This window comes from Streptomyces sp. NPDC014864 (assembly GCF_043081525.1).
In the GTDB taxonomy this organism is placed as follows: domain Bacteria; phylum Actinomycetota; class Actinomycetes; order Streptomycetales; family Streptomycetaceae; genus Streptomyces.
In genome coordinates this window covers 76,670-95,572 of sequence record NZ_JBIBWT010000011.1, presented here as the reverse complement: position 1 = coordinate 95,572, position 18,903 = coordinate 76,670, and the positions used below count along the sequence as shown (strand labels likewise).

The following is an 18,903-nucleotide window of genomic DNA, read 5'->3' as shown; positions in this document are numbered from 1 at the left end:
GCGGGACGGGGTGGGTCGGAAGGGCCGGTGGGCCGGAAGGGCAGCCGGCGGGTCCCCGCCGTCCTGCGGGGCTACGCCCGAGACCGGTGCGCCACGTAGGCCAGGGTGCCCAGGAGCAGGCGGGCCTCCGGGGGCTGGGCCGTGTCCAGGGCGGGTGGGCGCAGCCAGCGCACCGGGCCGAGGCCGCCCCGGTCGGAGGGCGGTGCCGTGATGTACGTGCCCGGGCCCAGGCCGCGCAGGTCGAGGGAGCCGGGGTCGTCCCAGCCCATGCGGTAGAGCAACCCGGTCAGTTCGACGGCGGCGCCGGGGGCGACGAAGAAGTGCGCGCGCCCGTCCGGCGTCGCGGCCACCGGGCCGAGGGGGAGACCCATGCGCTCCAGCCGGGTCAGGGCGCCCCGCCCCGCCGGCTCGGCCACCTCGATCACGTCGAAGGCGCGTCCGACCGTCAGCATCACCGCGGCCCCGGGCATCTCCGCCCAGGCCCTGCTCACCTCGTCGAGGGTGGCCCCGGCCGGGATCTCGGGCGCGAAGTCCAGGGGGTGGGCCCCCGGTGCGGGACAGTCGGCGCGGCCGCAGGAGCAGGCGCCGCCGGCGGTCCGCGCGCCCCGCACCACGGGCCAGCCCCACAGCCCGGTGTACTCGGCCACCGCCGTGCACTCCTCCGCCGAGCGGTACGACCGGCCGCGCCGCCGCGTGCCGGAGCGGATCTCGCGCATCCCGCCGATCGTGAACCCCATGCCCCCTCCAACGGCTCCGGCGCCTCTATGGTTACGAGGCGGAAGCGGATCGTGACTCTCCGTCCACACTCCCTCCCCGGCGTGGCCGGGTCCAGGCGGCGCCCGGCAGCGCCCTGGGTGGTGCGTTCGGCGGTGCGCGCCCTCCTGTGCACCGCTCCGCCCGCTCGCTGTTGTCCTATGTCAAGTGAATCGCGCCACGGCCACCGAGAGTTCATTCGAAGGGGTGGCGAATGGTGGCGTTTCCGGGATCGCTGTGGCTGGACGGGTGATCGTAGGATTACTGTGAGTGTGCGAGGCCTGGGGCACGTGCACTCGTGGGTATGCCGGAGGCAAGTCGGCAGTCCGTTCGAAGGGTGAGAAGCGGCGGACGGACGGCCGTATTGACGGGCATTCTGATAGGGCTTGGCGCACTCGGCGACAAGTGGTCTCAGGGATGGGGGCGTTCCAGTGAGCGGCAACGGCGGTGGCGGGACGAACGCTGCGAGCGCGGACAGGCGCCCCAACGAGCTGCTCACCTCCTGGTTCGTGCGCAGCGGCTGGTCCAAGGGCGAGCTGGCGCGCCAGGTCAACCGCCGGGCACGCCAGTTGGGCGCCAACCACATCTCCACCGACACCTCGCGCGTACGGCGCTGGCTGGACGGGGAGAACCCGCGCGAGCCGATTCCCAGGATCCTGTCGGAGCTGTTCTCCGAGCGCTTCGGCTGTGTGGTGTCGGTGGAGGACCTCGGCCTGCGCGCCGCCCGCCCGTCGCCCTCCGCGATCGGGGTCGACCTGCCGTGGACGGGCCCGCAGACCGTGGCCCTGCTCAGCGAGTTCTCGCGCAGCGACCTGATGCTGGCGCGGCGCGGCTTCCTCGGGAGCTCGCTGGCCCTGTCCGCGGGCCCGTCCCTCATCGAGCCGTTGCAGCGCTGGCTCGTGCCCTCGCCGCCCGCCCCGCTCCAGGAGCCCGAGCCGCCGGCCGCCGTCCGCCGCCCCGGCCGGCTCTCCCGGCCCGAGCTGGAGCTGCTGGAGTCCACCACCGTGATGTTCCGCCAGTGGGACGCCCAGTGCGGCGGCGGCCTGCGCCGCAAGGCGGTCGTCGGCCAGCTGCACGAGGTGACCGACCTCCTCCAGGAGCCCCAGCCCGAGGCCACCACCCGCCGCCTGTTCAAGGTCGCCGCCGAACTGGCCGAACTGGCGGGGTGGATGAGCTACGACGTCGGGCTCCAGCCCACCGCGCAGAAGTACTTCGTGCTCGCCCTGCACGCCGCCAAGGAGGCCGGCGACAAGCCGCTCGGCTCCTACGTGCTGTCCAGCATGAGCCGCCAGATGATCCACCTCGGCCGCCCCGAGGACGCCCTGGAACTCATCCACCTCGCGCAGTACGGCAGCCGCGACTGCGCGAGCCCGCGCACCCAGTCCATGCTGTATGCGATGGAGGCCCGCGCCTACGCCAACATGGGCCAGCCCGGCCGGTGCAAGCGGGCGGTGCGGATGGCCGAGGACTCCTTCGCCGACGCCGGGGACTGGGACGAGCCGGACCCCGACTGGATCCGCTTCTTCTCCGAGGCCGAGCTGCACGGCGAGAACTCCCACTCCTTCCGCGACCTCGCCTACGTCGCCGGCCGCAGCCCCACGTACGCCTCGCTGGCCGAGCCGCTGATGGAGAAGGCCGTGCAGCTCTTCGCCGACGACCTTGAGCACCAGCGGTCGTACGCGCTGAACCTGATCGGCATGGCCACCGTCCACCTGCTGCGGCGCGAGCCCGAGCAGAGCACGGAGTACGCGACGCGGGCCATGCGGATCGCCAAGAAGGTCCGCTCCGAGCGGGTGAACACCCGTATCCGCAAGACCGTCGACAACGCGGTGCGCGACTACGGGGATCTCGCCGAGGTCGTCGATCTCACCGAGCAGCTCGCCGTCGAGCTGCCGGAGACCGCCGAGGCGGTCTGACCCCCCACCCGGACCCACCAGACCCCGGCCGCGGCCGGCCCTCCCGAACTGCCCGACTCGGCTCCCCCATGCCAGGTCATCGGAAGGCCGCCGCGGCCGGTTCCTTTTGCCGCGGAGAAGGGTGCTGCCTTCCCGCGGAGAAGGTTGCGCCACGATAACGATCGCGCGGCCGGGCATCTCGCAATTCATCCACGCGTAACACGCAGGGCGCCTTCGTCACTGCGGCGAAACAACGAGGGGCGTCGACCGAAACCGCGCTGCGCCAATCTCAGGGCGCATAACCGGCCCACCCCTCAACAGACCGCACCGCTCAGGCTTCGCCCGCACGGGGCCGTACCAACCGACGAGGAGACGCCGATGGCACCAGCCATCATGCTTGCGGCGGACGCACCCAAGCTGTCGTCCGCCAACACAGGCTTCATGTTGATCTGTTCCGCCCTGGTGATGCTGATGACCCCGGGCCTCGCCTTCTTCTACGGAGGCATGGTCCGCGTCAAGAGCACGCTGAACATGCTGATGATGTCCTTCATCAGCCTGGGCATAGTGACCGTCCTGTGGGTGCTGTACGGCTTCTCGATGGCCTTCGGCACCGACAAGGGCTCGCTCCTCGGCTGGACCGCCGACTACGTCGGCTTCAGCGGGATCGGCAAGACGGACCTCTGGCCGGGCTACACCATCCCGGTCTTCGTCTTCGCCATGTTCCAGCTGATGTTCGCGATCATCACACCGGCCCTGATCAGCGGTGCGCTGGCCGACCGCGTGAAGTTCACCGCGTGGTCCCTGTTCCTCGTGCTGTGGGTCACGGTCGTGTACTTCCCGGTCGCCCACTGGGTCTGGGGCACGGGCGGCTGGGCCTTCGAGCTCGGGGTGATCGACTTCGCCGGCGGTACCGCGGTCCACATCAACGCGGGTGCGGCGGCACTCGGCGTGATCCTCGTCATCGGCAGGCGCGTCGGCTTCAAGAAGGACCCGATGCGCCCGCACAGCCTCCCGCTGGTCATGCTCGGCGCGGGCCTGCTGTGGTTCGGCTGGTTCGGCTTCAACGCGGGCTCCTGGCTCGGCAACGACGACGGCGTGGGCCCGCTGATGTTCGTCAACACCCAGGTCGCCACCGGCGCGGCCATGCTCGCCTGGCTCGCCTACGAGAAGATCCGGCACGGCGCGTTCACCACGCTGGGTGCCGCCTCCGGAGCGGTCGCCGGCCTGGTCGCGATCACCCCGTCCGGCGGCGCCGTCTCCCCGCTCGGCGCGATCGCGGTCGGCGCCATCGCCGGTGTCCTGTGCGCCATGGCGGTCGGCCTGAAGTACAGGTTCGGCTACGACGACTCGCTCGACGTGGTCGGCGTGCACATGGTCGGCGGGATCGCCGGCTCCCTGCTGATCGGCCTCTTCGCCAGCGGCAAGGGCCAGTCCGACGTCAAGGGCCTCTTCTACGGCGGCGGCCTGGACCAGTTCTGGAAGCAGTGCGCCGGTGTGTTCGCGGTCCTCGCCTACTCCCTGATCGCCTCCGCGATCCTCGCCTTCGTCCTCGACAAGACGATCGGCATGAGGGTCGCCGAGGACGAGGAGATCTCCGGCATCGACCAGGCCGAGCACGCCGAGACCGCATACGACTTCAGCGGTGCGGGTGGCGGCGTCATCGGCACCGTCGCAGCCCCGGCCCCGGCAGCCGCGCAGAGCAAGAAGGTGGACGCATGAAGCTCATCACCGCCGTCGTGAAGCCCCACCGGCTCGACGAGATCAAGGAGGCCCTGCAGGCCTTCGGCGTCCACGGCCTGACGGTCACCGAGGCCAGCGGCTACGGTCGTCAGCGGGGACACACCGAGGTCTACCGCGGTGCCGAGTACACCGTCGACCTGGTGCCCAAGATCCGTATCGAGGTGCTGGTCGAGGACGACGACGCCGAGCAGCTGATCGACGTCGTGGTCAAGGCGGCCCGCACGGGCAAGATCGGTGACGGCAAGGTCTGGTCCCTCCCGGTCGAGACGGCCGTCCGGGTGCGGACCGGCGAGCGCGGCCCGGACGCGCTCTGAACGGCTGAAGGACAGGAGTCGCTGGGTGACGAGTACGAACGTGCGGAACGAAGCAGAGGACTCGGGACCCGGCGGGTACGCGGCGGCCCGGCTGCGCCTCCTCACCGAGGGGGCGCGGTCCGGGCCGCCGCGCCGTGCGGCCCTCGCCGAACTGACCGACGACTGGCTGGCCGGCCTGTTCACCTCCGGGGCCGGGGCGCTGCGCGGGGTGTCCCTGGTCGCCGTCGGCGGGTACGGCCGCGGGGAGCTGTCCCCGCGCAGCGACCTCGACCTGCTCCTGCTGCACGACGGCGGCGACTCCGGCGCGGTAGCCGCCCTGGCCGACCGCGTGTGGTACCCGGTCTGGGACCTCGGCCTCGACCTCGACCACTCGGTCCGCACCCCGGCCGAGGCCCGCAGGACGGCCGGCGAGGACCTCAAGGTCCAGCTGGGCCTGCTGGACGCCCGGCACATCGCGGGCGACCTGGGCCTGACGGCGGGCCTGCGCACCGCGGTCCTCGCCGACTGGCGCAACCAGGCGCCGAAACGTCTTCCCGAACTCCAGGAGCTGTGCTCCGGACGCGCCGAACGCCAGGGCGAGCTCCAGTACCTGCTGGAGCCCGACCTGAAGGAGGCCCGTGGCGGCCTGCGCGACGCCACCGCCCTGCGCGCCGTGGCGGCCTCCTGGCTGGCCGACGCCCCGCGCGAGGGCCTCGCCGACGCCCGCCGACGGCTGCTCGACGTGCGCGACGCCCTGCACCTGACGACCGGGCGCGCCACCGACCGGCTCGCGCTCCAGGAGCAGGACCAGGTCGCGGCCGAGCTGGGCCTGCTGGACGCCGACACCCTGCTGCGGCAGGTCTACGAATCGGCCCGGGTCATCTCGTACGCCAGTGACGTCACCTGGCGCGAGGTGGGGCGGGTGCTCAGGTCGCGCGCGGTGCGGCCGAGGCTGCGCGCCATGCTGGGAGGCGGGAAACCGGGCGCCGAGCGGTCGCCGCTGGCCGAGGGGGTCGTGGAGCAGGACGGCGAGGTGGTGCTCGCCCGCGCCGCGCGCCCCGAACGCGACCCCGTGCTTCCGCTGCGCGCCGCGGCCGCCGCCGCGCAGGCCGGACTGCCGCTCTCCCTGCACGCCGTACGGCGCATGGCGGCCTCCGTGCGCCCGCTGCCCACGCCCTGGCCCGCCGAGGCCCGCGAGCAGCTCGTCACCCTGCTCGGTTCCGGCCGTCCCACCGTCGACGTCTGGGAGGCCCTGGAGGCCGAGGGCCTGGTCACCCGCCTGCTGCCCGACTGGGAGCGGGTGCGCTGCCGCCCGCAGCGCAACGCCGTGCACCTGTGGACCGTCGACCGGCACCTGATCGAGACCGCCGTGCGCGCCTCCGAGCTGACCCGCCGCGTCAGCCGCCCCGACCTGCTCCTGGTCGCCGCGCTGCTGCACGACATCGGCAAGGGCTGGCCCGGCGACCACTCCGTGGCCGGCGAGATCATCGCCAAGGACGTGGCGGCCCGGGTCGGCTTCGACCGCGCGGACGTGACCGTGCTCGCCACCCTCGTCCGCCACCATCTGCTGCTCGTCGAGACCGCCACCCGGCGCGACCTGGAGGACCCGGCCACCGTCCGCTCGGTCGCCGAGGCGGTCGGCACCCACAGCACCCTGGAACTGCTGCACGCGCTGACCGAGGCCGACGCGCTCGCCACCGGCCCGGCCGCCTGGTCGTCCTGGCGCGGCTCCCTGGTCGCGGACCTGGTCCGGCGGGCCTCCGCGGTCCTCGCCGGGGACGTGCCCGACGAGCCCGAGCCCACCGCCGCGCCCACCGCCGAGCAGGAGCGGCTCGCCGTCGAGGCGATCCGCACCGGCGGCCCCGTGCTGACGCTGCGGGCCCAGACCGAGCCGCCCACCGGGGAGGCGGCCGCCGCGCGGGAGCCCGAGCCGCTCGGCGTGGAACTGCTCATCGCCGTCCCCGACCAGCCCGGCGTGCTGCCCTCGGTCGCCGGTGTCCTCGCGATGCACCGGCTCACCGTCCGCACGGCCGAGCTGCGCGCCCTTGAGCTCCCGCACGACGTCGACGACGGCGCCGTGCTGCTCCTGAACTGGCGGGTCGCCGCCGAGTACGGCTCCCTGCCCCAGGCCACCCGGCTGCGTGCCGACCTCGTGCGCGCCCTCGACGGCTCCCTGGACATCGCGGGCCGCCTCGCCGAACGGGACGCGGCCTACCCGCGCCGCCGGGGCGTGGTGCCGCCCCCCGCGCGCGTGAAGGTCGCGCCGGCCGCCTCCCGGCACGCCACGGTGATCGAGGTCCGCGCCCAGGACGCGCCCGGGCTGCTGTTCCGCATCGGCCGGGCGCTGGAGGACGCCAAGGTCCGGGTGCGCAGCGCGCACGTGTCGACCCTGGGCGCCAACGCCGTGGACGCCTTCTACGTCACCGGTCCGGCGGGTCTCCCGCTGCCGGGCGAGGAGGCGGCGTCCGTGGCACGGCGGCTGGAGGAGACGCTGCGCGCATGACCGTGACCCGGTTTTGTCAGGCCGGGATACCCTGGAGGGCGATTCTCCCAGCCATCCCCGACCCCGAGGACCGCGAGCGCCGTGTTCGACACTCTCTCCGATCGCCTGTCAGCGACTTTCAAGAACCTGCGCGGCAAGGGACGGCTCTCCGAGGCGGACATCGACGCCACCGCGCGCGAGATCCGCATCGCGCTCCTCGAGGCGGACGTGGCGCTGCCCGTCGTCCGGGCGTTCATCAAGAATGTCAAGGAGCGTGCCCTCGGCGCCGAGGTGTCCCGCGCCCTGAACCCGGCCCAGCAGGTCCTGAAGATCGTCAACGAGGAACTGGTCACCATCCTCGGCGGCGAGACCCGGCGCCTGCGCTTCGCCAAGCAGCCGCCCACCGTGATCATGCTCGCGGGTCTGCAGGGTGCCGGTAAGACCACCCTCGCGGGCAAGCTCGGCCGCTGGCTCAAGGAGCAGGGCCACTCGCCGCTGCTGGTCGCCGCCGACCTCCAGCGCCCGAACGCGGTCAACCAGCTGAGCGTCGTCGCCGAGCGCGCCGGCGTCGCCGTGTACGCGCCCGAGCCGGGCAACGGCGTCGGTGACCCGATCAAGGTCGCCAAGGACTCCATCGAACACGCCCGGACCAAGGTCCACGACATCGTGATCGTGGACACCGCCGGCCGCCTCGGCATCGACCAGGAGATGATGCAGCAGGCCGCGGACATCCGGGACGCGGTCTCGCCGGACGAGATCCTCTTCGTCGTCGACGCGATGATCGGTCAGGACGCCGTCAACACGGCGGAGGCCTTCCGCGACGGCGTCGGCTTCGACGGCGTGGTGCTCTCCAAGCTCGACGGCGACGCCCGCGGTGGCGCGGCCCTGTCGATCCGGCACATGACCGGCAAGCCGATCATGTTCGCGTCGAACGGCGAGAAGCTCGACGACTTCGACGCCTTCCACCCGGACCGGATGGCCTCCCGCATCCTCGACATGGGTGACCTGCTCACCCTGATCGAGCAGGCGGAGAAGACGTTCAGCCAGGAAGAGGCCGAGAAAATGGCCTCCAAGCTGGCGTCCAAGAAGGGCCAGGACTTCACCCTGGACGACTTCCTGGCCCAGATGGAGCAGGTCAGGAAGATGGGCTCCATCTCCAAGCTGCTCGGCATGCTCCCGGGCATGGGCCAGATCAAGGACCAGATCAACAACCTCGACGAGCGGGACGTCGACCGCACCGCCGCGATCATCAAGTCGATGACCCCGGGCGAGCGCCAGGACCCGACGATCATCAACGGCTCCCGCCGCGCCCGTATCGCCAAGGGCTCCGGCGTCGAGGTCAGCGCCGTGAAGAACCTGGTCGAGCGGTTCTTCGAGGCCCGCAAGATGATGTCCCGCATGGCCCAGGGCGGCGGGATGCCCGGTATGCCGGGCATCCCGGGCATGGGCGGCGGCCCCGGCCGGACGAAGAAGCAGCCGAAGAAGGCCAAGGGCAAGCAGCGTTCCGGCAACCCGATGAAGCGCAAGCAGCAGGAGCAGGAGGAGGCCGCCCGCCGCGCCGCCGCGGCCCAGGGCGGCGCCCTCGGGCTGCCGCAGCAGGGCGGTCAGGACTTCGAACTGCCGGACGAGTTCAAGAAGTTCATGGGCTGACGCGCACCGCGGCCCGACGACGTCGAGGGCGCCCCCGGTCCACGGGGGCGCCCTCGAAGCGTGCCGGGGCCCCGCGGGTCCCCGGGGGAGCGCCCTCAGCGCGTGCCGGGACCCCGCGGGTGCCGTACCGTCCGAGGTATGAGCGATGCCGCGCCGCGCCGTGACGGCCCCGACCGGCCGTGGCGCACCGAGGGCACCCCGGAGGAGACACCCAGGCGGCCGGGCGGCAGGAGGATGCGGTGGTGGGGCCTGCTCGTCACCGCGGTCGTGGTCTTCCTGCTGGCCTACGTGGGGCTGACCTACTTCAACCGGGGCAACGAACCGACGGTCTCGTACACGGAGTTCAGCCGGCAGGTCGACGCCGGCAACGTCGCCAGGATCTACTCCAAGGGCGACGCGATCCAGGGGGAGCTCAAGACCGCGCGGGCCAATCCGGACGGCGGCGCGCGGTACACCAAGTTCCGCACCCAGCGCCCGGCCTTCGCGCAGGACCGGCTCTGGCAGAGCCTGAGCAGCCACGGGGTGACGGTGACCGCGCAGCCGGTCGTGCAGGAGCGCAGCCTCCTGTCCAACCTGCTGATCTCGCTGATCCCCATCGCGGTGCTGGTGGCGCTGTGGATCTTCATCGCGCGGCGGTTCGGTCCCGGCGGCCTCGGCGGTCCGGGCGGGATGCTCGGCCGCAAGACCCCGCCGAAACCCGTCGAGCTGCGGCCGGGCACCCAGCGCACGACGTTCGCCGACGTGGCCGGCATCGACGAGGTCAAGGGCGAGCTGGACGACGTCGTCGACTTCCTGGAACATCCGGACGCCTACCGCAGGATGGGCGCGAAGATGCCGCGCGGCGTGCTGCTCGCGGGCCCGCCCGGCACCGGCAAGACCCTGCTGGCGCGCGCGGTGGCGGGCGAGGCGGGCGTGCCGTTCTTCTCCGCCTCCGCGTCCGAGTTCATCGAGATGATCGTCGGTGTCGGCGCCTCCCGCGTGCGGGAGCTGTTCGCCGAGGCCCGCAAGGTGGCGCCGTCGATCATCTTCATCGACGAGATCGACACCATCGGCCGGGTCCGCGGCGGCGGCGCCTCGGTGAGCGGCCACGACGAGCGCGAGCAGACCCTCAACCAGATCCTCACCGAGATGGACGGCTTCTCCGGCTCGGAGGGCGTGGTCGTCATCGCGGCGACCAACCGCGCCGACATCCTCGACCCGGCGCTGACCCGGCCCGGACGCTTCGACCGGGTGGTCAACGTCTCCCCGCCGGACCGCGCCGGGCGCGAGTCGATCCTCGCGATCCACACCCGCCACATCCCGCTCGACCCGGACGTGGACCTGGCCCAGGTGGCCCGTACGACGCCGGGCATGACCGGCGCGGACCTGGCCAACCTCGCCAACGAGGCCGCCCTGCTCGCGGTCAAGCGCAAGCAGGAGACGGTGACCCAGTCGGACCTGTCCGAGGCGCTGGAGAAGGTGCAGCTGGGCGCCGAGCGGCCCCTGGTGATGCCGGAGGAGGACCGCCGGCGCACCGCGTACCACGAGAGCGGGCACGCCCTGCTGGGCATGCTCCAGCCCGGCGCCGACCCCGTCCGCAAGGTCACCATCGTGCCCCGCGGCCGGGCGCTGGGCGTGACGCTCTCGACCCCCGAGTCGGAGCGGTACGCGCACTCGGAGGAGTACCTGCGCGGCCGCATCATCGGCGCCCTCGGCGGCATGGCGGCGGAGTACGTGGTCTACGGGGTGGTCACCACGGGCTCCGAGAGCGACCTGGAACAGGTCACCAACATCGCGCGCGGCATGGTCGCCCGCTGGGGCATGAGCGAGCGGGTGGGCCGGCTGTCCGCCCTGCCGAGCGACGCGCAGCAGGCGTACGGGCTGTCGGCCGCCCCGCGGACCCTGGACGTGATCGACGACGAGATGCGGCGTCTCGTCGAGGAGTGCTACGACGAGGCCTGCCACAAGCTCCGGGTCCACCGCCGGCAGCTCGACGCCCTGACGGAGTCCCTGCTGGAGAACGAGACCCTGGAGGAGGCCGACGCCTACCGGATCGCCGGAATCCCGCGCACGAACGCGAAGAAGGACGCGGACACGACCTAGTCCGTAGGTCGTACCGGCACGGGTCTCATGGGGTTCGCGCGATCAGGTAGCGGAACACGTTCGGCATCCATACCGTGCCGTCCTGCCGCCGGTGCGCGTGCAGCGCCTCCGTCAGCTCCTTGTCGACCTGTGGCTGGTCGGTCGCCCCGTCCGCCGCGTCGAACAGCCCGGTCGACCTCAGGCCGCGCACGGCGCTGTCCACGTCGGCGTAGCCGAAGGGGCAGGAGACCCGGCCGGACCCGTCCGGCCGCAGTCCGGCCCGCTGGGCCACTTCCTCCAGATCGTCCCGCAGGGTGGGCCGCCAGCCGCTCGGACCGCGCTGCGGGTCGGCCAGTCTCGCCGCCACCCGCAGCACGGACGCCGTGGCGCAGCGCTCCGGCGGGCCCCAGCCGGCCAGTACGACCGCCGCCCCGCGCTCCGCGAGCGGGGTCGCCGCGGCGAGCAGCTCGCCCATCCCCTCCGCGTCGCCCGCCAGGCACCCGATGGGCTCGAAGGCGGTCACCACGGTGAACGCGGGGCCCTCCGCGTCGGCGGCGTCCCGGGGCGACCCGTGGACGATCCGGACCCCCGCGCGCGGGCGCCGGTCCCACGCCTGCGGCAGCAGCCGCTGCCGGGCCAGGGCGAGCCGTTCGGGGCCGCCGGAGTCGACACCGGTCACCGCCGCCCCTCTGGACGCCGCCATCAGCAGGGCGAGCCCGGAGCCGCAGCCGAGCCCGAGCAGCCGCGTGCCCGCGCCCACTTCCAGACGTTCGTAGACGGACTCGTAGAGCGGAACCAGCATCCGCTCCTGGATCTCGGACCAGTCACGCGCGCGTGCACGCTGATCCACGCGGGGCGACCGTCCCGCGTGACGTACGTGCTGTCGCACGAGCGTAGGTGTCATGGATAAGCGCCCCAATCGCCGACGAGAGTTGCCGCTGTGCCCGATTCCTGTGGCCCCCGTGCAGTGCGCTCGCACTCCCGTAGGCCAGCAAACTCCGCGCCTTCCCGTGCGTCCAGGGGTTGCGGGGCCCGGCTTGAGGGTTGCACATGCCAGTGGCGATATTTCACATTCCGGTAATACGAATGGCCTGAAAAGGACACGCCGCGGTGACGTCGAGTCGCGTTTGCCGCCGCGAGACGCACTGTCCCCGAGGCCCCTCGCGCGGTCGGGGACGGCCACGCGGTTTCGGCCAAGGTCCCCGTGCTGTCCGCCCGCCGTTCCCGGGGCGGTGCCCCACGCCGGCGGCGCACCCGGTAACGTCGCGGTCGTCGCGCGCGCTGACGGAGGTGTCCCCTCCTGGTCGGAGAGCGACCGAAACGCCTCTTGCGCACCGCCCGGTCGCCATCGCACCGGAGCGTACGAATCTCCTACGCGCGGGACGTACGCGGAACTACGCACCAGCTTGGTACGAGCTGTGAGGCTTCTCCGCAGATCAGCGCACCCGCCCTCGTCAGCACGCATCAGCGGCAACTGACGGGTACGTGCAAATTATTTGGGATGCCCCGGAATAGGAACACAGCGGCACCGAGGCTCGTTGTCATTACGTGAGCACGACACCACCTGTTCTCGCCGCAGAGCTGGCACAGGCGTGGGCCGACATTCAGCGGTACCACCCCGAGCTGCCGGACCTTGCCGCGCCTGAGTCCCTGATCGGAGAGTCGTCGTCCGCGTGCGGTCACGAACTCTCCTTCGAACGACTGCTCCACGAGGCAGTCCACGGCATCGCCGCCGCGCGCGGAGTCCGCGACACCTCGCGCGCCGGCCGCTACCACAACCGCAGGTTCCTCGCGATCGCCGAGGAGCTGGGCCTGGACCACCCCGAGGAGCCGCATCCGAGCAGCGGTTTCTCCCTGGTCACGCTCAGCCCCGAGGCGAAGCGGCGCTACCGCCCGACGATCGAGCGCCTCCAGCGCGCGCTGAAGGCCCACACGGCGGCGACCGCCGCCGACACCGCCCGCAGCTTCCGCGGCCCGGCCGCCCGCCACGGCTCCTCCGGCGGCGGAGTCCGGGTCAAGGCGGTCTGTGACTGCGGCCGCAACGTACGGGTCGTCCCGTCGGTGCTGGCCCAGGCGCCGATCGTGTGCGGAGGCTGCGGGAAGCCGTTCCGCATCCCCGAAGTGGTCGGCGCGGCGGCAAGCTGACACCGCGGCTGCTCGTGGCAGCCGCGGTCGGTGCTTGCGGCGGGGCCGGCCGGCCCGCGCCGTCCCGCGCGGGCTCGTGCCGCGGGACGGCACGGGCGGGCGCGGAGGGCACCCTGGGTGCCGGGGTGAGCAGCCGGCGTACGGCCGTCGCCGTGGCGCCGGGTGCTCCTCAGGCATGCCCGCTTGCCCTTACCGGCCCTCGGGGGAAAGGGCCCCCCTGGGGTGTGGCACAATGGCAAGCTGTACTCGACAGCCGCACAGGACCCCTCTCTCCTCCGGCTGACGCGTCCGTCGGGCCACTCGGGTACCGCAGCCCCACGCGGCATTTCCGCAGTGCCCCACCACGTCAAACCAGGAGAACCCACTCCCGTGGCAGTCAAGATCAAGCTGAAGCGTCTGGGCAAGATCCGTTCGCCTCACTACCGCATTGTCGTCGCCGACTCCCGTACCCGCCGTGACGGCCGGGCCATCGAGGAGATCGGTCTGTACCACCCGGTGCAGAACCCCTCGCGCATCGAGGTCAACGCCGAGCGTGTGGCGTACTGGCTCTCCGTCGGCGCCCAGCCGACCGAGCCCGTGCTCGCCATCCTGAAGAAGACCGGCGACTGGCAGAAGTTCAGGGGCGAGCCCGCCCCGGCCCCGCTGCTGCAGCCGCAGGAGAAGGCCACGCGTCCGTCGTTCGAGGCTCTCGGCGGCGAGGACGAGGGCAAGGGTGAGGCGATCACCCCGAAGAAGAAGGCCGAGAAGAAGGACGAGGCCCCCGCCGAGTCCTCCGAGTCCACCGAGGCCTGAGCAACATGCTCGAAGAGGCGCTTGAGCACCTCGTGAAGGGCATCGTCGACAACCCTGACGATGTGCAGGTCGCCTCGCGCAACCTGCGTCGCGGACGCGTGCTCGAGGTCCGGGTCCACCCCGACGACCTCGGCAAGGTGATCGGCCGCAACGGCCGCACCGCACGCGCCCTGCGCACCGTCGTGGGCGCCATCGGCGGCCGCGGCGTCCGGGTCGACCTCGTCGACGTGGACGACGTCCGCTGACGCTTATCGCAACCGGCTCGGGCCGGGGAGGGCCACTGGGCCGTCCCCGGCCCGCTGTCGTATGAACGGAGACCTGTAGAAGTGCAGCTGGTAGTCGCTCGCGTCGGCCGCGCCCACGGCATCAAGGGCGAGGTCACCGTGGAGGTGCGTACCGACGAGCCGGAGCTCAGGCTCGGGCCGGGCGCCGTCCTCGCCACCGACCCGGCCTCCGCCGGACCGCTCACCATCGAATCCGGCCGTGTCCACAGCGGCCGCCTCCTCCTGCGCTTCGAGGGCGTACGCGACCGCAACGCCGCCGAGGCGCTGCGCAACACCCTCCTGATCGCCGAGGTCGACCCGGCCGAGACGCCCGAGGAGGAGGACGAGTACTACGACCACCAGCTGATCGACCTGGACGTGGTCACCGAGGACGGCACGGAGGTCGGACGGATCACGGAGATCTCCCACCTGCCCTCGCAGGACCTGTTCATCGTCGAGCGGCCCGACGGCAGCGAGGTGATGATCCCGTTCGTGCAGGAGATCGTCACCGAGATCGACCTGGAGGAGCAGCGGGCGGTCGTCGCCCCGCCGCCCGGCCTGATCGACGACAGGGCGGAGATCGTGTCCTCCCGGGACGAGGACGGGTCCTGATGCGGCTCGACGTCGTCACGATCTTCCCCGAGTACCTCGAACCGCTGAACGTCTCCCTGGTCGGCAAGGCCCGCGCGCGCGGGCAACTGGACGTGCGGGTGCACGACCTGCGGACCTGGACGTACGACCGGCACCACACGGTCGACGACACGCCCTACGGCGGCGGCCCGGGCATGGTCATGAAGACCGAGCCCTGGGGCGACGCCCTGGACACGGTCCTCGCCGACGGTTACGAGACGGGCGCCCGGGAGCCGGCCCTGATCGTCCCGACGCCCAGCGGCCGTCCCTTCACCCAGAAACTCGCCGTGGAGCTCTCCGAACGCCCCTGGCTGATCTTCACACCGGCCCGCTACGAGGGCATCGACCGGCGGGTGATGGACGAGTACGCGACCCGGATGCCGGTGTACGAGGTGTCCATCGGCGACTACGTCCTCGCCGGCGGCGAGGCGGCCGTGCTGGTCGTCACGGAGGCCGTCGCCCGCCTGCTGCCCGGCGTCCTCGGCAACGCCGAGTCCCACCGGGACGACTCCTTCGCGCCCGGCGCCATGGCCGGCCTCCTGGAGGGCCCCGTCCACACCAAGCCGCCCCAGTGGCGCGGCCGGGACATCCCGGACGTGCTGCTCAGCGGCCACCACGGGAAGATCGCCCGCTGGCGCCGCGACGAGGCCCTGAAGCGCACGACCGCGAACCGGCCCGACCTCATCGAGCACTGCGACCCCGCGGCCTTCGACAAGAAGGACCGGGAGATGCTGTCCATCCTGGGCTGGGAACCGGACCCGGAAGGGGAGCGGTACGGCCGATTTTGGCGCAGGACCAGGGGCGTGGAAGAATAGGCCGCTGTTGTGCGCCGTCCGGCGTGCGCCCCTGCCACAGGGGGACACGACGCCCGCCCCGACGGGCACAGCGCTCATCCCGAACATCTAGTTCCCGTTGATGACCTGTGGCATCAGCGAAGAAAGCAGACGAAATGTCTCACCTGCTCGACTCCGTCGACGCCGCGTCGCTGCGCGAGGACGTCCCCGCGTTCCGTCCGGGCGACACCGTCAACGTGCACGTGCGCGTCATCGAGGGCAACCGCTCCCGTGTCCAGCAGTTCAAGGGTGTGGTGATCCGCCGCCAGGGGGCCGGCGTCCGCGAGACCTTCACGGTCCGCAAGGTCTCCTTCTCTGTCGGCGTCGAGCGCACCTTCCCGGTGCACACCCCGATCGTGGAGAAGATCGAGCTCGTCACCCGCGGTGACGTGCGTCGCGCCAAGCTGTACTACCTCCGTGAGCTGCGCGGCAAGGCCGCGAAGATCAAGGAGAAGCGCGACAGCTGAGCGCCTCCCGGAGTCCGCGGCGGGGCCGGATAGCATCTGGCCCCGATGGACACCGAAGCACAGCCGACTGAGCGCGACCGCTCCTCCCGCCCCTGTGGATCCGGCAACACCCCGGATACCGAGGGACCGGAGGACCGGTCGCGTTTTCCGTTGGTGTCACGCGTCGCGGGCTGGCTGCCGGGCGGGCGGATCACCCTGACCGTGTTCGTCTGTCTGGCCTCTCTGCTGCTCCTCAACACCTTCGTCGCGCAACCGTTCCAGATTCCGAGCGGATCCATGGAGCAGCGATTGAGGATCGGGGACCGCGTTCTCGTAAGTAAGTTGGCGTACCGTTTCGGTGCCGGGCCGCGGCGGGGCGATGTCGTCGTGTTCGACGGCACGGGGTACTTCGGGGACGCCGACTACATCAAGCGCGTCGTGGGCGTAGGGGGAGACCACGTGGTCTGCTGTGACAAGGACGGGAGGATCCGGGTGAACGGCCGGTCGGTCGACGAGTCGACGTTCCTCCACCCCGGCGACAGCCCCTCCACGGTGCCCTTCGACGTCGTCGTGCCCGACGGCACCCTGTTCGTCCTGGGCGACCACCGCAGCGACTCCCGCGACTCCCGTGACCACCTCGGCTCACCCGGCGGCGGCATGATCCCCGTCGGTGCCGTGATCGGCCGGGCCGAGGCGATCGTCTGGCCGCTCGGCCACTGGACCCGCCTGCACCGCCCGGGCGCCTACGCGCGCGTACCCGCCGCGGCGGACGCGCCCGCCCCCGTGCGCGGGCCGGTGGCCGCGGCGGACGAACCCGGGTCCGCGCCGCGGCACGCCGCCGCGTCCGCAGGGCCGAGGACCGCGGACGGCGCGCATGGGTAACCGCGGCAAACCACGCGGCGTCTCCGTCGGCGCCGCCGAGAACCTCCTGCCCACCGGGGCCCGGCGCGCCGGCGCCCCGGCCGTCGGCGGCCGCAGCCGGGCCGAGCGCCGCAAGCTCCAGCGCAAGGTCAAGCGGAAGCGCAGGCGCTCCGCCGTGCGGGAGATACCGCTTCTGGTCGGCGTCGCCGTCCTGATCGCGCTGGTGCTGAAGACCTTCCTCGTCCAGGCCTTCGTGATCCCGTCCGGCTCCATGGAGCAGACGATCCGTATCGGCGACCGCGTCCTGGTCGACAAGCTGACCCCGTGGTTCGGCTCCAAGCCCCAGCGCGGCGACGTCGTGGTCTTCCACGACCCGGGCGGCTGGCTGGCGGGCGAGCAGACCCCGCCGAAGAACGACCCCGTCGTCGTCAAGCAGGTCAAGGAGGGGCTCACCTTCATCGGCCTGCTGCCGTCCGACAACGAGAAGGACCTCATCAAGCGGGTCGTCGGCGTCGGCGGTGACCACGTCAAGTGCTGTGACGCCCAGGGACGCGTCACCGTCAACGGCGTTCCCCTGAACGAGGGAGGCTACCTCTTTCCGGGCAACGCCCCGTCCGACGCGCGGTTCGACATCACCGTCCCCCCGGGCCGGCTGTGGGTGATGGGCGACCACAGGGGCAACTCCGCCGACTCCCGCGCCCACCAGGACACCGCCTACGGCGGCACGGTGGCCGAGAGTTCCGTGGTCGGCCGGGCCATGTTCATCGGCTGGCCGGTGGGCCACTGGACCACGCTGAAAGAACCGCCGACCTTCGCCTCGGTGTCCGACGCGGCGGCCGGGTCGACCACCGCCGCCCGGCTGTCGCATAGGGTTGATCCCGACCATCCGAACGGATCGGTTCAGCTCCCGACCCCTGCGGAACTCCCGCTCGTTATGGGAGTGGTGGGCCTGCGCCGGGCACGGTGCGGGCGGCGGCACGGAGTAAGGAGTTGGCGTGGGGGATGTGGCGGTTGGCGCACGGTCCGGACACGACGGCGAGGAGCACCGCGGACGTCCCGTGGAAGCGGCGGTGTCCGCCGCGAACAACGCCGTGACCTCCGGGAGTGAGTCCGGAACACGCGAGGACGGCACGGTGACGGAGCAGAACCAGAGCGATGAACAGGGCACCGGCGGCGGGTCCCGGCAGCGGAACAAGCCACGCTCCTTCTGGAAGGAGCTGCCCATTCTGATCGGTATCGCGCTGGTGCTCGCGCTGCTGATCAAGACCTTCCTCGTGCAGGCGTTCTCCATCCCCTCGGACTCGATGCAGAACACCCTGCAGCGCGGCGACCGCGTCCTGGTCGACAAGCTGACCCCGTGGTTCGGCTCCGAGCCCAAGCGCGGCGAGGTCGTCGTCTTCCACGACCCGGACGACTGGCTGGCCGGCGAGCCGACCAGCAGCCCCAACGCGCTGCAGACCTTCCTCAGCTGGATCGGCCTCATGCCGTCCGCGGAGGAGAAGGACCTCATCAAGCGCGTCATCGGCGTCGGCGGCGACACCGTCGAGTGCGAGGGCACCGGCCCGCTCAAGGTCAACGGCAAGGCGCTCGACGAGCAGGCCTACGTGTACGCGGGCAACACCCCGTGCAGCCAGGACGACCAGGGCGGCCAGTTCAAGGTCACGGTGCCCAAGGGCTACATCTGGGTGATGGGCGACCACCGGCAGAACTCGCGCGACTCGCGCTACAACCAGAACGACAGGCACCACGGCATGGTCCCGGTGAACGAGGTCGTCGGCCGCGCCATCGTGAAGGCCTGGCCGATCAACCGCTGGGGCACCCTGCCGGTACCGGACACCTTCGACCAGCAGGGACTGCAGCAGCCCTCGGCGGCCGGCGCGCTGACGGTGGCCCCGCAGGGCGTGGCGCTCACCGCGGTGCTTCCGGTGGTCCTCTGGCGGCGCAGGCGGACCGGCGCGGCGGAGCCCTGGAAGGCCCGGACCACGACGGCGGCAGGGAACCGCTGAGCCGACCGGCCTCGGGCCCTGGGCGGGGCCCGCGGGGCGCCGGCGCCGCGACC

At 72.1% G+C, this 18,903-nt stretch carries 17 protein-coding genes; 15 read left to right on the top strand and 2 right to left on the bottom strand.

Features of this window, described 5'->3' with window-relative positions; all coding sequences use genetic code 11:
• Positions 1-71: 71 nt before the first annotated feature.
• On the bottom strand, positions 72-737 hold the full coding sequence (locus ACF1A5_RS21040) for a bifunctional DNA primase/polymerase (RefSeq protein WP_392194375.1): 666 nt from the start codon (positions 735-737) through the stop codon (positions 72-74).
• A 447-nt stretch (positions 738-1,184) separates the two neighbouring features.
• Here ACF1A5_RS21040 and ACF1A5_RS21035 point away from each other — a divergent pair, with 447 nt between their 5' ends.
• From ACF1A5_RS21035 to ftsH, 6 genes are all read left to right on the top strand, one after another.
• Entirely contained in the window at positions 1,185-2,669 is a 1,485-nt protein-coding gene (locus ACF1A5_RS21035) for a hypothetical protein (protein WP_392194374.1), read from the top strand.
• Positions 2,670-3,026: 357 nt separating this feature from the next.
• Complete coding sequence (locus tag ACF1A5_RS21030; RefSeq protein ID WP_392194373.1) at positions 3,027-4,367, top strand: ammonium transporter; 1,341 nt, start codon at positions 3,027-3,029, stop codon at positions 4,365-4,367.
• Entirely contained in the window at positions 4,364-4,702 is a 339-nt protein-coding gene (locus ACF1A5_RS21025; RefSeq protein ID WP_007493361.1) for a P-II family nitrogen regulator, read from the top strand. Before ACF1A5_RS21030 ends, ACF1A5_RS21025 begins: the two co-directional genes overlap by 4 nt.
• 25 nt (positions 4,703-4,727) lie before the next feature.
• Complete coding sequence (locus ACF1A5_RS21020) at positions 4,728-7,184, top strand: [protein-PII] uridylyltransferase (RefSeq protein ID WP_392194372.1); 2,457 nt, start codon at positions 4,728-4,730, stop codon at positions 7,182-7,184.
• Positions 7,185-7,265: 81 nt separating this feature from the next.
• A complete protein-coding gene (gene ffh / locus ACF1A5_RS21015) occupies positions 7,266-8,813 on the top strand; it encodes a signal recognition particle protein (protein ID WP_356191694.1) in 1,548 nt (515 codons plus the stop codon).
• 138 nt (positions 8,814-8,951) lie between these two features.
• Positions 8,952-10,895, top strand: coding sequence for an ATP-dependent zinc metalloprotease FtsH (gene ftsH, locus ACF1A5_RS21010; RefSeq protein WP_392194371.1), 1,944 nt, complete (start codon positions 8,952-8,954; stop codon positions 10,893-10,895).
• A 25-nt stretch (positions 10,896-10,920) separates the two neighbouring features.
• Here ftsH and ACF1A5_RS21005 read toward each other — a convergent pair whose 3' ends face one another.
• Entirely contained in the window at positions 10,921-11,778 is an 858-nt protein-coding gene (locus tag ACF1A5_RS21005) for an SAM-dependent methyltransferase (protein ID WP_392194370.1), read from the bottom strand.
• Between the two features lie 644 nt (positions 11,779-12,422).
• On the opposite strand from ACF1A5_RS21005, the gene ACF1A5_RS21000 reads away from it, so the two are divergent.
• From ACF1A5_RS21000 to lepB (ACF1A5_RS20960), 9 genes are all read left to right on the top strand, one after another.
• Positions 12,423-13,019, top strand: coding sequence for a hypothetical protein (locus ACF1A5_RS21000; protein ID WP_356191701.1), 597 nt, complete (start codon positions 12,423-12,425; stop codon positions 13,017-13,019).
• 369 nt (positions 13,020-13,388) lie between these two features.
• Complete coding sequence (rpsP, locus tag ACF1A5_RS20995; RefSeq protein WP_392194369.1) at positions 13,389-13,811, top strand: 30S ribosomal protein S16; 423 nt, start codon at positions 13,389-13,391, stop codon at positions 13,809-13,811.
• A 5-nt stretch (positions 13,812-13,816) separates the two neighbouring features.
• Positions 13,817-14,056, top strand: a complete 240-nt coding sequence (locus ACF1A5_RS20990) for an RNA-binding protein (RefSeq protein ID WP_030612780.1) — start codon at positions 13,817-13,819, stop codon at positions 14,054-14,056.
• An 81-nt stretch (positions 14,057-14,137) separates the two neighbouring features.
• Positions 14,138-14,686 (top strand): ribosome maturation factor RimM, encoded by a 549-nt coding sequence (gene rimM / locus ACF1A5_RS20985; RefSeq protein WP_392194368.1) that lies wholly within the window; start codon positions 14,138-14,140, stop codon positions 14,684-14,686.
• Positions 14,686-15,519, top strand: a complete 834-nt coding sequence (gene trmD / locus ACF1A5_RS20980) for a tRNA (guanosine(37)-N1)-methyltransferase TrmD (protein WP_392194367.1) — start codon at positions 14,686-14,688, stop codon at positions 15,517-15,519. Before rimM ends, trmD begins: the two co-directional genes overlap by 1 nt.
• Before the next feature lie 134 nt (positions 15,520-15,653).
• Entirely contained in the window at positions 15,654-16,004 is a 351-nt protein-coding gene (gene rplS, locus ACF1A5_RS20975; RefSeq protein ID WP_356191714.1) for a 50S ribosomal protein L19, read from the top strand.
• Positions 16,005-16,049: 45 nt separating this feature from the next.
• A complete protein-coding gene (gene lepB, locus ACF1A5_RS20970) occupies positions 16,050-16,865 on the top strand; it encodes a signal peptidase I (RefSeq protein ID WP_392194366.1) in 816 nt (271 codons plus the stop codon).
• Positions 16,858-17,952, top strand: a complete 1,095-nt coding sequence (gene lepB, locus ACF1A5_RS20965) for a signal peptidase I (RefSeq protein ID WP_392194365.1) — start codon at positions 16,858-16,860, stop codon at positions 17,950-17,952. The genes lepB (ACF1A5_RS20970) and lepB (ACF1A5_RS20965) overlap by 8 nt, the downstream gene beginning before the upstream one ends.
• A complete protein-coding gene (gene lepB, locus ACF1A5_RS20960; RefSeq protein WP_392194364.1) occupies positions 17,840-18,850 on the top strand; it encodes a signal peptidase I in 1,011 nt (336 codons plus the stop codon). Before lepB (ACF1A5_RS20965) ends, lepB (ACF1A5_RS20960) begins: the two co-directional genes overlap by 113 nt.
• The last annotated feature ends 53 nt before the right edge of the window (positions 18,851-18,903 follow it).

Bases quoted from the DNA above. Each gene is read 5' to 3' on its own strand.
- trmD (WP_392194367.1), top strand. From the start codon at position 14,686: ATGCGGCTCGACGTCGTCACGATCTTCCCCGAGTACCTCGAACCGCTG.
- ACF1A5_RS21025 (WP_007493361.1), top strand. From the start codon at position 4,364: ATGAAGCTCATCACCGCCGTCGTGAAGCCCCACCGGCTCGACGAGATC.
- rplS (WP_356191714.1), top strand. From the start codon at position 15,654: ATGTCTCACCTGCTCGACTCCGTCGACGCCGCGTCGCTGCGCGAGGAC.
- ACF1A5_RS21005 (WP_392194370.1), bottom strand. From the start codon at position 11,778: ATGACACCTACGCTCGTGCGACAGCACGTACGTCACGCGGGACGGTCG.
- lepB (WP_392194365.1), top strand. From the start codon at position 16,858: ATGGGTAACCGCGGCAAACCACGCGGCGTCTCCGTCGGCGCCGCCGAG.
- lepB (WP_392194366.1), top strand. From the start codon at position 16,050: ATGGACACCGAAGCACAGCCGACTGAGCGCGACCGCTCCTCCCGCCCC.
- ftsH (WP_392194371.1), top strand. From the start codon at position 8,952: ATGAGCGATGCCGCGCCGCGCCGTGACGGCCCCGACCGGCCGTGGCGC.
- ACF1A5_RS20990 (WP_030612780.1), top strand. From the start codon at position 13,817: ATGCTCGAAGAGGCGCTTGAGCACCTCGTGAAGGGCATCGTCGACAAC.
- ACF1A5_RS21030 (WP_392194373.1), top strand. From the start codon at position 3,027: ATGGCACCAGCCATCATGCTTGCGGCGGACGCACCCAAGCTGTCGTCC.
- ACF1A5_RS21040 (WP_392194375.1), bottom strand. From the start codon at position 737: ATGGGGTTCACGATCGGCGGGATGCGCGAGATCCGCTCCGGCACGCGG.